At 68.8% G+C, this 12449-nt stretch carries 12 protein-coding genes; 7 read left to right on the top strand and 5 right to left on the bottom strand.

The genetic code is table 11. From position 1 onward, the window contains the following. Positions 1 to 34: 34 nt before the first annotated feature. On the top strand, positions 35 to 643 hold the full coding sequence (locus Vau01_RS58315) for a hypothetical protein (protein ID WP_204012211.1): 609 nt from the start codon (positions 35 to 37) through the stop codon (positions 641 to 643). A gap of 45 nt (positions 644 to 688) precedes the next feature. Here the strand turns inward: Vau01_RS58315 and Vau01_RS58310 are convergent, their stop codons facing one another. Then, positions 689 to 1084, bottom strand: a complete 396-nt coding sequence (locus tag Vau01_RS58310) for a hypothetical protein (protein ID WP_204012208.1) — start codon at positions 1082 to 1084, stop codon at positions 689 to 691. 138 nt (positions 1085 to 1222) lie between these two features. Beyond that, a complete protein-coding gene (locus Vau01_RS58305) occupies positions 1223 to 1756 on the bottom strand; it encodes a DUF4352 domain-containing protein (RefSeq protein ID WP_204012206.1) in 534 nt (177 codons plus the stop codon). 389 nt (positions 1757 to 2145) lie between these two features. On the opposite strand from Vau01_RS58305, the gene Vau01_RS58300 reads away from it, so the two are divergent. From Vau01_RS58300 to Vau01_RS58275, 6 genes are read left to right on the top strand one after another with little or no spacing between them, the layout of a single operon-like run. Then, entirely contained in the window at positions 2146 to 5295 is a 3150-nt protein-coding gene (locus tag Vau01_RS58300) for an amino acid adenylation domain-containing protein (RefSeq protein ID WP_204012204.1), read from the top strand. Positions 5296 to 5305: 10 nt separating this feature from the next. Beyond that, positions 5306 to 6571 carry an ATP-grasp domain-containing protein gene (locus Vau01_RS58295; protein ID WP_204012202.1) on the top strand — a complete coding sequence of 422 codons (1266 nt, stop codon included), beginning with the start codon at positions 5306 to 5308 and terminating at the stop codon, positions 6569 to 6571. Positions 6572 to 6630: 59 nt separating this feature from the next. Further along, positions 6631 to 8091 (top strand): sensor histidine kinase, encoded by a 1461-nt coding sequence (locus tag Vau01_RS58290; protein ID WP_204012200.1) that lies wholly within the window; start codon positions 6631 to 6633, stop codon positions 8089 to 8091. Next, positions 8088 to 8522 carry a response regulator gene (locus Vau01_RS58285; protein WP_204012193.1) on the top strand — a complete coding sequence of 145 codons (435 nt, stop codon included), beginning with the start codon at positions 8088 to 8090 and terminating at the stop codon, positions 8520 to 8522. Before Vau01_RS58290 ends, Vau01_RS58285 begins: the two co-directional genes overlap by 4 nt. Before the next feature lie 2 nt (positions 8523 to 8524). Continuing rightward, positions 8525 to 10483, top strand: a complete 1959-nt coding sequence (locus tag Vau01_RS58280; RefSeq protein ID WP_204012192.1) for a hybrid sensor histidine kinase/response regulator — start codon at positions 8525 to 8527, stop codon at positions 10481 to 10483. Between the two features lie 27 nt (positions 10484 to 10510). Beyond that, positions 10511 to 10912, top strand: coding sequence for a DUF6855 family protein (locus Vau01_RS58275; protein ID WP_239152948.1), 402 nt, complete (start codon positions 10511 to 10513; stop codon positions 10910 to 10912). 39 nt (positions 10913 to 10951) lie between these two features. Here Vau01_RS58275 and Vau01_RS58270 read toward each other — a convergent pair whose 3' ends face one another. From Vau01_RS58270 to Vau01_RS58260, 3 genes are read right to left on the bottom strand one after another with little or no spacing between them, the layout of a single operon-like run. Beyond that, positions 10952 to 11518, bottom strand: a complete 567-nt coding sequence (locus Vau01_RS58270; protein ID WP_204012191.1) for a TIGR03086 family metal-binding protein — start codon at positions 11516 to 11518, stop codon at positions 10952 to 10954. Continuing rightward, positions 11511 to 11981 (bottom strand): SRPBCC family protein, encoded by a 471-nt coding sequence (locus Vau01_RS58265; RefSeq protein WP_204012189.1) that lies wholly within the window; start codon positions 11979 to 11981, stop codon positions 11511 to 11513. The genes Vau01_RS58270 and Vau01_RS58265 overlap by 8 nt, the downstream gene beginning before the upstream one ends. Further along, complete coding sequence (locus tag Vau01_RS58260) at positions 11978 to 12319, bottom strand: ArsR/SmtB family transcription factor (protein ID WP_373320494.1); 342 nt, start codon at positions 12317 to 12319, stop codon at positions 11978 to 11980. The genes Vau01_RS58265 and Vau01_RS58260 overlap by 4 nt, the downstream gene beginning before the upstream one ends. Positions 12320 to 12449: the final 130 nt, after the last annotated feature.

Genomic DNA, 12449 nt, shown 5'->3' with positions numbered 1-12449 from the left:
ATCGCTGCACCGACCAACAACCGGAGGTGCAGAGATGTTCGCACGACTGCAGACCGTCGCGACCCGGCCGACCGACGCGGAACTCGTCCCGATGATCGCCGACATGGTGAGCGGGCACCCGGGATCCGCCGGCCTGGCTCTCCTCGCCGGCGACGACGGCAGCGGAACCCTGCTGAGCCTCTGGCTCACGCGCGAGGACGCCGAACTGGCTTCGGAACGCTCGGCCGCGATCCGCGGTACCCGCCCGTTCGAGCTGACCCGGGACGCCATCTACGAGGTCGACGCCGACGAACCCGGATCCGCGGCGGGCGAGGAGCCGGCCGTGGCGTTTCTCGGCGAGTTCGACGGACCGCTGGGCCCGGCCCGCGTCGAGGCCGCCCGCTTCGCCGGTACCCAGCGGGTCGCCCCGGTACTGCGCACGGTTTCCGGGCTGGTCCGGATCCTGGTGCTCTGGCATCCGACCGAACGCCGCATGGCGGTGCTGCACCTGGCCACGTCGATGGCCGCGTTGGAGGCCGTGGGCGAGGCCGTCATGTCCACCAAACTGCTGCCCGGTGAGGATCCGGAGTTGCTACCCGGACCCGACCGGATCACCCGGTTGCAGGTCACGGCCTACCGCGCGACGGCCCCGACGCCGAAGTAGATGTGCAGCACGCGGTCCCCGCCCTGATTGCCGGCGGAGTGCGGGTCAGCCGATGCAGTCCTGGTAGGTGCGTCGGTACACGGGATCGATGGCGCTGTTGCCGAGATGGAACGGGCCGCCGTCGTGGCCCCAGCCTTGCGGCGCGCCGGTGCGCGGCTCGACCGTGATGAGGTGACGGCCGTCCGTGCACCGGAAGGCGTCGAGGTATTGGCGGTGGCCGGTGGGGTCGGTGCAGGTGAAGTCGATGCCGATCGCGATTGGCTGGCCAGGGCGGAAGGCGTCGGTGCAGGCGGGCACCACGCGTGTCGTGGCCGGTGGTACCGGGTCGGTGTGGATCGAGTCGGCGTAGATGATGCCGGCGTGGCGGAGCGCGCCGAGTGTGGCGCCGACAGCGACGCACAGGCAAGCGGCGGCGAACAGGACGGGCCGCCTTGATGTCATGTGTTCTCCGTTCCGGCGGTCGGCGTGCGGCGCCCTGGAGCCGAGCCAGGGCGCCGCGGCCGTCACCCGCCAGCCGGGCCGCTCACGCCGTCAGTACGCGACGGCCGCGGTCCGCAGGCGACGATTACAGGATGACGATCACAGGGTCCAGTAGCCGGCGTCGCCTTCGGCGAGCCAGGACTTGAGCGCGATCTTGCCGCCGGTCTGGGCGCCGGTGCCAGCGTCGAAGACGATGGTTCCGTTGGTCTTCTGGCCGACGGTGAGGTCGGAGCCGGAGATGTCCTGCCGGTCGAGCATGGTGGTGGTGTCGTAGGCGGTGCCGTCGGCGGCGACGAGTTTGAACATGGCCGAGTTGATCGAGTACTTGCCTTCGCGGACCTCGGCGGTCACGTCGGCGGTGATGAACTGACCCTTGGCCGGCTTGATGTACTGGTTGCCGGACTTCACCCCGTACTTGACGTTCGTCAACGTCACTACGACGACGGTCTTCGAACCGAGGATGTTTTCGGTGAGCGTCATCGGCTGGCCGGCGGTGACGACGGCCGGGGTGTTGGCCTTGGCCGGCTCGGCGGTGTCACCACTGCTGGTGCTGCTGCCGGTTGAGCCGGCGCCGCAGGCGAGCGCGGCGGCGACAAACGGGGTGGCAACGAGCGCGACGAGTGCGCGGCGCATGATTCGCTCCTGACGGTGAGCGGACGGCGGACCGCTCGTGTCTATCGGCGCAGAACCGCAGACCGTGCCGCTTTCGTCAACATGTGCCGAGTCGGCGGACGGCCGGCAGGGTCGGTCACAGGTCCAGCCGCCGTTGGACAGACAGAGGACGCGACAGGTCGTCGCCGGACATGGTGGCGACCGGAACCGTGCCCGAGCTATTATCCGTGTTCGATTGACGCCGAGCGACGAATTCCCGTGGATACCCTCGGCGCGATTGCGGGCTACACCAATGCGCGAACATGAATTGACGTCGACTTTCGTAATCGTCGTTTTCGTGTGACCATGGGGGAATCGGCTCACCACTGCGAAGGCAGCCTGGATCGGCTGTTCGATCGCGCGTCCCCCAGGTGAGTGACGTGTTGGATCGGTGGTGCACCAATATGCGAGAAATTAGCGCAACAACCGACCGGAATAGCTCGCCGGGTATTCCCCCGGCCTACCCTGATGACTGCTCGGTAGCCGCGATATTCGCCGAGCGGGTCATCGAGAAACCCGACGCCGTTGCCGTTGTCGACGGCACCTGGCGCGTCAGCTACGAGCACCTCGACCAGTGGTCGGGACGGTTGGCGGCCCAACTGGTGGAGTCCGGAGTCGAGGCCGGCGAGCCGGTGGGGCTGGTCGGCGAACGGGGCTTGGAAGCGATCGTAGGAATGCTGGCAATCGTCAAGGCCGGCGCCGCCTACGTTCCGCTGGATCGCGGTGACCCGATTGGCCGGCTGCGCTCGCTCAGCGAACTGCTCGCTATTCGGCGGGTCGTTGCGGTATCCGGCTCGGAAGGAATTCTGGATTGGATTCCCGCCATTGCGGTCGCCAAGTTCCGCGACGGTCCAGCGGCCGATTGGCATCCGGTCGGACGCGGTGGCGGCGATACCGCATACGTGATGTTCACTTCGGGTTCGACCGGTGTGCCAAAGGCCGTCGCGACGCCTCACCGGGCAATCGCACGGCTCGTCATCAACACGAATTTCATCAGTATCGGGCCGGCGGATCGCGTGACGCACACCGGCCATCTCGCGTTCGACGCGTCGGTGTTCGAGCTCTGGGGAGCATTACTCAACGGGGCCCGGGTGGTGGTCGTCGATCCGGAGACCCTGCTGGACCCACGGCGTCTGGACGCACTTCTGCACCGGCACCGCATCAGCATCTCGTGGCTGTCGGCGGGCGTCTTCCACCACTGCGCCCGGTCCCGCCCGGCGATGTTCCGCGGGCTGCGCTACCTGATTTCCGGCGGTGACGTGCTCAACCCGCACCTGGTGCGGCAGGTCCTGGCCGCCGGGCCGCCCGAGAATCTGCTGAACGGGTACGGGCCGACGGAGAACACGACGTTCTCGACGACCTACCGCATCGTCGAGGTTCCGGAGGACATGCACCGGATCCCGATCGGCGCACCGGTGGCCAATTCGACCTGTGCCATCGTCGCGGCCGACGGTTCACCGGCTCCGGTCGGCGTGGAAGGAGAGCTGTGGGTCGGCGGCGACGGTGTCGCCCTCGGCTACGTCAACGACCCGGTCCTGACGGCCGAGCGGTTCCATGCCGATCCTGCCGGTCGGCGGCCGGACGCGCGCCTGTTCCGCACCGGAGACATGGCGGCCTGGCTGCCCGACGGCAACATCGACTTCCTCGGCCGCCGCGACCGGATGATCAAGTTCAGGGACTTCCGGGTCGAGCTCGATGAGATCGAGGCGGAACTCGCACGATGCCCGGGCGTGGGTGAAGCGGCGGTCGTCACCGAAAGTGCCGGCGAACGGCCCCGAACCATCGTCGCGTTCTACACCCCGGAGCCGGCATCGAGCAACGGCTCCGCCTCGACCCGCAGTGTCCGTGCCTGGCTCGCCGATCGGCTTCCGCACTACATGCTTCCCGCCCGGCTCACGCCGGTGCAGCGGTTCCCCCTGACCGACACGGGAAAGGTCGACCGGATTGCCCTGGCCGCGGGGTCGGCCGGCGCCCAGGCCACGACCCACGCCGCGGAACGGCGTCCGCAGACGCCTGTTCAGGTCGGCCTGGCGCGGCTGTGGGCGGAGTTCCTCGACGCCGACGACATCACCCTGGGCGACGACTTCTTCGAACTGGGCGGCAACTCGCTGGTCGCGGCGCAGGTCTTCGCCCGGCTCCAGAACGTGTTCGGAATCGGCGTCGCGCAGGGACGGTTCCTCACCTCGCGACTGCTCGCGGACTCGTCGTTGGAAGCGTGCGCGGCGGCGGTTGAGCAGGCCCGCACCGGCACACTGCAGGGCGGCGCAGCCGGAACGGCGATCGACTTCGAGGAAGAGAGCCGGCTCGGCGTTCCGGTCGTCGCGACCACCGCGCCACCGCGGCCGACCTCGCGGAACTGGACCGACGCCGACATCTTCCTCACCGGCGCGACCGGATTCCTCGGCAGCCACCTTCTTCGCGCCCTGGTCAGCACGACGGACGCCCGCGTCCACTGCCTGGTCCGCGCGGTCGACGAGCACCAGGCGATGCTGCGGCTGCGCGCCGCGCAGGCGCGCTACCAGCTCGGAGATCTGCCGGACCGGGTCGTCGTGGCGGTCGGCGATCTCGGCAAGCCGCGGCTGGGACTGCCGACCGGGGAATTCGACCGCTACGCCGCGACGGTCGATCTGGTTCTGCACTCCGGCGCCTACGTGAACTTCACGTATCCGTACGCGCCGCTGGCGGCGGTGACCGTCGGCGGTGTCCGGGAGCTGATCAGGATGGCCGGCCGACGCGGAACCCCGATGCATGCCGTGTCGACGCTCGCCGTGCTCGCGGGCTACGGCGCCGCCGGTGTCGACACGGTCACCGAGGACACCTCGCTCGAGTTCGTCGAATTCCTGCACATGGGTTACACGGAGGCGAAGTGGGTCGCCGAGGCGCTGCTGGGTCGCGCGGCGGCGGCCGGCCTGGCGGTGGGGATCTCCCGACCGTACGAGATCGGCGGCGACACCCGCCACGGCGCGTGGAACCTGGAGAATGCCACCTGCGCGCTGTTCCGGCTGATCGTCGACATGCAGGTCGCGCCCGATATCGATCTGCCCCTCGACCTGGTGCCGGTCGACGTCGTGGCCGCGCAGGTCGCCCACATCGCGCTGACCCGGACCGATGAGACGCACACCTATCACCTGACCAACCCGCGCCCGGCGATGCTCGCCGACATGGTCGACGTACTCCGCAACCACGGGTACCCGGTGCGCCAGATCCCGTTCGCCGACTGGGTGCACGGCGCGGTCGGCTTCGCCGTCGACCATCCGCAGCATCCGTTCACGCCGTTCGTGCCGCTGTGGGTCGATCGGAGTCCACGCAGCGGCCTGGCGGTCAAGGAGATGTACTTCAACTCCCACTTCCCCCGGTTCGACCGCGAGCACGCAACCCGGGCGCTGGCCGATCTCGACCTGCCGGTGCCGCCGGTCGACCATGAGCTCCTCGACCGATACGTACGGTTCTTCCAGCAGACCGGATTCTTCCCATCGCCGCCCGGCCGCCCCCGGGAGCAGCGGGTGCCGAGCCAGCGATGACCAGCCAGCGATGAGTGCGGCCCTGCCCTCGGTTGCGATCGTCGTCGACTTCGGCGCTGCCAGCCCGATGAGCATCCTCGCCGCCGCACGGGGACTGGCGCAGGTCGTGTTCGTCTGCGACCGGCGACGCCCGTACGTGCACGCGCTGTTCGACGATCTGGCGGCGCTGGGCACCGTCTGCGACGTCACCGATCTGTCCGACGACCAGATCGACGGCCATCCGGCCCTGCGTCACCTCGACGCGATCACCACGTTCAGCGAGCATCAGCTCGTCCGCACCGCGGCCCTGGCACACCGTCGCGGGCTGCCGTTCCTGAGCCCGGACGCCGCGGTGGCGGCCACCGACAAGTACCGGCAACGCGAGCTGCTGGCCGAGGCCGGTGTCCAACACACCCCGTCCCGCATCGTCCGGTTCCGCGACGGGCCGGCCGCGCTGGCCGCCGCCCTCGCGGAGACCGGCCTGCCCGCCGTGCTCAAGCCACGCAGCGGCGCGGCGAGCGCCCGCACGTGTCTGATCCACACGGTCGGTGAGGCCGAGGCCCGGCTGCGGGAGTTCACCGTGGGCGCGGAGGCCGACGAGTTCGTGGTCGAACAGATGCTCACCGGCGATCCCGCCATCACCGCCGCCGGATGGGGTGACTACGTGTCGGTCGAATCGGTGACCTCGTACGGGCACACCCGTCACATCGAGATCACGGGCAAGTTCCCGCTCGCCAGTCCTCTCCGGGAGACCGGTTACGTCGTCCCGGCGCTGCTCGACGAGGACACCCGCCGCCGGGCGCTCGACCTGACCAGCGCGGCGCTGATGGCACTCGGCGTCGGGCACGGCGCCTCCCACGTCGAGCTCAAGCTGACCCCGACCGGCCCGCGCATCATCGAGGTCAACGCTCGTGTCGGTGGCTACGTGGCGGACCTCATCCGACGCGCCCGTGGCTACGACCTCATCCGGGCCGCCCTCCAGGCCGCCCTGGGCCGGCCGTGCACCGAACCGCCCGCGGGGTACCGGCGGCATGCGTTCCAGTACTTCGTCACCCCACCCATGGCAGCCGAGCGCCTGCGCCGCATCGACGGAATCGACGAGCTGCTCCAGCACCGGGGTGTCCACCTGGTCGAAGCCGTGAAGGAACCTGGTACGCGCGTGGACTGGAGGGACGGGACGTTGGCATATGTGGCGATCGTGCACGGATCCGGCGCCGATCACGGCGAGGTTCTGGACCTGGTCGAGACCATCCGGCGCACGATCCGGGTCGAGTACGACGAGCGAGCGTCCGATTAGTCTGAAAAAGCTGTAAGATCTTCTTTGTCGCATAGGCCCCGGGCGACGGAGGGGGGACCGTGCCAGTGGTCGAGGCCCTCACCGGTCACCAGCCGGCTGCCAGTCAACGGCGGCGATCGTCTCCGTGGCTCCGGTTCGCGCCGCTCGGACCGGACCTGGTCGGCCGGCTTTTGCGGCGTCTCTCCGCTGCCGACCGGCAAGCGCCGATGGTGTGGCCGCTCGGCCTGACCGCCACGGCCACCGCAGCGTTGATCGGGGCCAGCGCCGCCCGGCGGGTGCCCCGATCCGTGATCGTCGGAGGCTTTCTCGGGCTGCTCGCCGGGCTGTCCGTCGCCACCACCCGCACCATCCGCCGGCTCGAAGCCGCCCTGGCCACCGCCGAGTTGGACAAGGCGGCCAGTCACAACCAACTGCAGAAACTGATCGACAACAGCAACGCCAACATCTACATGAAGCGGATCGACAACGGGCAGTACCTGCTGGTCAACAGTGAATGGGAGCGGCTGTTCGGGGTGACCCGCGACCGCGTCATCAACATGACCGACCACGGCGTCTTCCCGCCCGCTCTCGCCCAGCAGCTACGGGCCAACGACCTCGGCGTCGCCCGAGCCGGCAACACGGTCCAGTACGAGGAGAGCGCCGAAAGCAGAGACGGCATGCGGACGTACGTCTCCGTGAAGTTCCCGGTCCTCGACAGCGCCGGCCAACCGTACGCGATCTGCGGCATCTCCACCGACATCACCGAACGCAAACGCGCCGAGGACGAGGTCCGCCGCCTCAACGCCGAACTGGAGATGCGCGTGCGGGAGCGCACCGCCGAACTCGAGGCGTCCACGCGGGAACTCGACGCCTTCGCCTACTCCGTGTCGCACGATCTGCGCGCCCCGCTCCGCTCCCTGCATGGATTCAGCGAAGCGCTCCTGGACGACTACGCCGACGTCCTCGACGAGGAGGGCCGCGACAACCTCAACCGGATTCAGCACAACGTCCAACGCATGGGCCGGATGATCGACGACCTGCTCAACCTGTCCCGCGCCACCCGCGTCGAGCTGACCCGCGACGACATCGACATCTCCGCGATGGCCCGCGACATCATCGCCGAACTCGCCGCCACAGCTCCCGGCCGGACCGTCGCCGTGACGGTGGCCGACGACCTGCGAGCGCGCGGAGACGCCCAACTGGTCCGCCTCGCCCTGCAGAACCTGCTCGCCAACGCCTGGAAGTTCACCGCCCAGCGCACCGACCCGTGCATCGAGGTGGGCAGCGCCCGGCACGACGGCGAAGAGATGTTCTTCGTCCGCGACAACGGCGCGGGCTTCGACATGAAGTACGCGAGCAAGCTGTTCACCGCGTTCCAACGGTTGCACGCGGCCGCCCAGTTCGAAGGCACCGGCATCGGCCTGGCCATCGTCGCCCGGGTCGTGCGCCGGCACGGCGGCCGGGTGCTCGCCCGCGCCGAGGTCGACCACGGGGCCACCTTCTCCTTCAACCTGCACACGGACACAGGGGACGCCCCATGAACAGCAGTCCGACCATCATGCTCGTCGACGACAGCCCCGACGACGTGGCATTGACGCTGCGCGCCTTCAAGAAGAACAACATCACGAACAAGGTCGTGGTGGCCGCCGACGGCGAGGAGGCGCTGCGGTACCTGCTCCCCGATGACGACAGCAGCAACCCGGTTCCCGACCTTGTCCTGCTCGACATCAACTTACCGAAGGTCAACGGCCTGGAGGTGTTGCGCAGGCTCCGCCAGGATGACCGCACCCGCTACCTGCCCGTGGTGGTTCTGACCACCTCCAACGAGGAACGCGACATCGTCGAGACCTACGACCTCGGCGCCAACAGTTTCGTCCGCAAGCCCGTGGTCTTCGGCGACTTCCTCGAAGCCGTGCGCGTCCTCGGCATGTACTGGCTGCTGGTGAACCAGCCCGCGAAGGGCACGGGCTAAGCATGGATCCCGTCCGCGTCCTGCTCGTGGAAGACAGCGACGACGACGCCCTCCTGGTGATCAGGCGTCTGCGCAAGGCCGGCATCGCTCTCGACCACCGACGGGTGGAAACCGCCGGCGCGATGTCCGCCGCTCTCCAGTCGCAACCGCCCGACATCATCATCTCCGACAACAACATGCCGAACTTCAGCGCCGACGAGGCTCTTCACATCCTCCGCGACACGAGCCTCGACATCCCCTTCATCGTGGTGTCCGGCGAAATCGGCGAGGAAGCCGCCGCCGCCCTCATGCGCGCGGGCGCCGCCGATTTCGTCCTCAAAGGCAGCCTCGCCCGGCTGCCACCCGCCGTCGACCGGGAACTGCGCGACGCCCGGGAACGCACGAAGAGGCGGCAGGTCCAAGCAGCGCTTCAGAACGCGCAGGAACGCTTCCGGCTCGTGGCCGAGAACCTCCGCGACGTCGTGCTGAAGTACCGCCTGCAACCCACTCCGGCCCTGGAGTACATCAGCCCGGCCATCAGTGACATCACCGGACACCAGCCGGCCGACCTGTACACGGACTCCGACCTCATCTTCACCGCCGTCGACCCGGCCGATCAGGAACACGTCCGCCAATCCTGGCACTCACCGCCGACGGCTCCGATCACCACCCGATGGCACCGCCCCGACGGCAGCACCGCCTGGATCGAGCAACGGCTCGTTCCTGTCCGCGACCCGGACGGCGCCATCACCGCCGTCGAAGGCATCCTCCGAGATGTGACCGACGCCGTCTCGGCCGAACGCGAACGCGAGGAACTGGCCCGCCAGCTCCGTCAGGCCGAACGGCTGGACTCGTTGGGTCAGCTCGCCGGTGGGATCGCGCACGACTTCAACAACATCCTCAGTGTCATCACCTCCTACACCGCGTTCATCCAGGAGGAACTCGGGTCCGACCACCCCTCCCGCCAGGACGCCGACAGCATCGCCGCCGCCGCCCGCCAGGCCGCCGCGCTGACCCGTCAACTGCTCATCTTCAGCCGGCTCGAACCCGCGCGTCCGGAACTGCTCGACGTCAACACCGTCGTCGTCGACATCGACCGCCTCCTCCGGCGCACCATCGGCGAGGACATCGAGTTCGTCGTCGACACCGATCCCACCATCGACTGCGTCGCCATCGACCGCAGCCGCCTGGAACAGATCATCATGAACCTCGTCGTCAACGCCCGCGCCGCGATGCCCGACGGTGGCCGCCTGACCATTACAACCAGTTCCGGACCGGCCAACCCCGCGGACGACCCGACGGCCCGCGGCCCGGGTGGCACCGGCCGGTCGGTCTGCCTGACCGTCACGGACACCGGCTGCGGCATGGATCCGGAGACCCGGAGCCGGGCCTTCGAACCGTTCTTCACCACCAAGGGACCCGGAAAGGGCAGCGGCCTCGGACTGGCCACCGTGTACGGCGTGGTCACCGACGCCAACGGCACCATCGACATCTGGTCCGAACCCGACCAGGGCACCCGGTTCACCATCTGCCTCCCGTCCGCCGGACCGTCCACCGTCGAAGCCCACTCGTCCACGACCGTCGTCGTCGAACGTGGAGCAGGCGAACACATCCTCCTCGTCGAAGACGATCCGGCGGTACGCGAGGTCACCCGACGCATCCTCACCCGAGGCGGCTACGTCGTGACCGGCGCATCGAACAGAGATGAGGCGCTCGACCTCATCCAGCACGGCGGTCACCATTTCACGGTCGTCCTGACCGACGTCGTCATGCCCGGCATGCCAGCCGCCCCGTTCATCGACGCGGTCCGAACCCAGTTCCCGACGACGTCGATTCTTCTCATGTCGGGTTACACGGGCGAAGGACGCGGAACCTCGAACCTGCCCAGCGACCTGACCATCGTCGCCAAGCCCTTCGACGAAGCGACCCTGCTCCACGCGATCGCGAAGGCAGCACGCGCGGGTGCCGGGCAGTCGGGGTGACGGTGGTGATAGAACGGATGGACGGTCATGGCATCTGGAACCAAAGACGATCCGTGGATCCTGCGAACACCGCCCGGGTCGTCGCAGTACACGATGTACCGCGACGACACCGCGGACCCGCCCACGCTCGTCTGCCAGGTCGGGTCGACGAAGCTGACCTACCGGTCACGGGCGATCGAGGACCTGCACGCGTGGCTGCGGGAACACGGCGACTGGGTACCGCTCGGCGCCGCGGACGAGAACAAGTCCGCCGCCGAGGGCACGGTCGAGGCGTGGGGCCGATCCCCGGACAATCCCGTCGGCGGCTGGTACGGGCTCCGTAAGGGCTACCGGGGCAGGTTCGGCATGTACCTGCCACCGTTGCTGGAGGAGCTGGGCCTGGCCGAGGTGACCCACGACGCCCGCAACAACCGCATCCGCGCCACCTGACTGGAGCAGCGAAGCCACGACGCTGCGCGCCGCCGGACCTCAGCTTGCCGGTGTCCAGTACGGGTCGCGGCCGATGAAGCCGAGCATCCTGGTCTGCGCGTCGGCGTCGGTCGGCACCGGGACCCGGGGGCCGTACTGGCCGGATGATCGGATGACGTCCTCGATCGGTTCCATCTCGGCCAGCAGCAGGGCGCAGGAACGTGCGTCGAGGCGGTCGTCCTGGCCGGTCGCCCGGGCCAGGTCCCACGTGTGCATGAACACGTCCGTCGTGTAGAACCGGTCGATCGCCCGGTCGACCGGAACCTCACCGATGTGCCGGTTGGACAGGATCAGGCCGGCGGTGGCCGGGTCGTCGAGCAACGCCTGCACGGCATCGACGTGCAGCTGCCACGCGCCGACCGGGTCGTCGTCGACCGAAGGCGGCGCCGGCAACCGCACTGTCGAGCCACCGGCGAGGAACGCCGGCAACCACTCGACCAGATGGCGCACGACATCGCGGGCGACCCATCCGGAGACCGGCGCGGGCGCGTCCCACGAGCGGGTGCCGTACACCCGGGCGGTGAACACGCGGCCGATCTCCCGGTGCCGCTCTGCGGGCTCAGACATCGCCCCGCGCAAGCATCTCGTCGAGTTTGGCGTAACCGTCGTCGACGCCGACCTTCATGCCACCGGCCAGGTACATGTCACGCGCCTCGAAACTGTCCACCAGGGACTGAGTATGCAGGCGGGTCCGCCCGTCGCCGAGATCCTCGAACCACAACGTCGCCAACGCCACATCGTCGGGCTGCGCCTCGTACGTGAACGTCTGCACGATCCGGTCCGGCCGCACCTCGTGGAAGCATCCCCGGAACGCGAACTCCTCGCCGTCACGGGTGGACACGTACCGCCAACTGCCACCGGACCGCGCGTCCCAGTCGATGACCTTCGTCTGCAGCGACCGAGGCCCTATCCACCGCACGAACAGCTCGGGATCCGTGTGCGCCCGGAACAGTTGCTCGGGTGTGGCGGTGAAGTCGCGGCTGATGCGGATGATCGGTACCTTCGGGTCTGCCTCGATCGTGGTCGTCATGTCCCGTGCTCCTTTTCGTCCATCTCGGCCAGCACCGCGTCGAGGCGGCGGTAGCGCTCCTCCGCCTCGCGCCGGTAGCGCTCGATCCATGTGTCCATCAGGTCGAAGACCTCCGCTTCCAGCCGTACCGGCCGGGGCTGGGGACCCGCCGGCCGGCTTACCACGCCGGCGTCCTCCAGCACCTTCAGATGCTTGTAGACCGCCTGCAACGTCATCCGGTACGGCTCGGCGAGCTGGCCGACCGTGGCGTCGCCCGCCGACAGCCGGGCCACCATGTCGCGCCGGGTCGGATCCGCGAGCGCCGCGAACACCCGCGACAGCGCGTCGGCAGCTGTCACCGTTCCCGCCTTTCAACTCTCTGGTTGAAAGGACGTTACGTCCACCGCGCGACGGCGTCAACCATCGGGTTGAAAGTGCAGCGTATGGCGGTGGCTCTCCGCACCTTCCAGCACTGAGATCCCTCGCCCG

Source organism: Virgisporangium aurantiacum, assembly GCF_016863635.1.
Lineage (GTDB): Bacteria > Actinomycetota > Actinomycetes > Mycobacteriales > Micromonosporaceae > Virgisporangium > Virgisporangium aurantiacum.
This window is presented reverse-complemented; position numbering and strand designations above follow the sequence as displayed.

Coding starts and splice junctions, on each gene's coding strand:
- Vau01_RS58265 (WP_204012189.1), bottom strand. CDS start 11,981: ATGACGACCACGATCGAGGCAGACCCGAAGGTACCGATCATCCGCATC.
- Vau01_RS58270 (WP_204012191.1), bottom strand. CDS start 11,518: ATGTCTGAGCCCGCAGAGCGGCACCGGGAGATCGGCCGCGTGTTCACC.
- Vau01_RS58275 (WP_239152948.1), top strand. CDS start 10,511: ATGGCATCTGGAACCAAAGACGATCCGTGGATCCTGCGAACACCGCCC.
- Vau01_RS58280 (WP_204012192.1), top strand. CDS start 8,525: ATGGATCCCGTCCGCGTCCTGCTCGTGGAAGACAGCGACGACGACGCC.
- Vau01_RS58285 (WP_204012193.1), top strand. CDS start 8,088: ATGAACAGCAGTCCGACCATCATGCTCGTCGACGACAGCCCCGACGAC.
- Vau01_RS58305 (WP_204012206.1), bottom strand. CDS start 1,756: ATGCGCCGCGCACTCGTCGCGCTCGTTGCCACCCCGTTTGTCGCCGCC.
- Vau01_RS58295 (WP_204012202.1), top strand. CDS start 5,306: ATGAGTGCGGCCCTGCCCTCGGTTGCGATCGTCGTCGACTTCGGCGCT.
- Vau01_RS58315 (WP_204012211.1), top strand. CDS start 35: ATGTTCGCACGACTGCAGACCGTCGCGACCCGGCCGACCGACGCGGAA.
- Vau01_RS58310 (WP_204012208.1), bottom strand. CDS start 1,084: ATGACATCAAGGCGGCCCGTCCTGTTCGCCGCCGCTTGCCTGTGCGTC.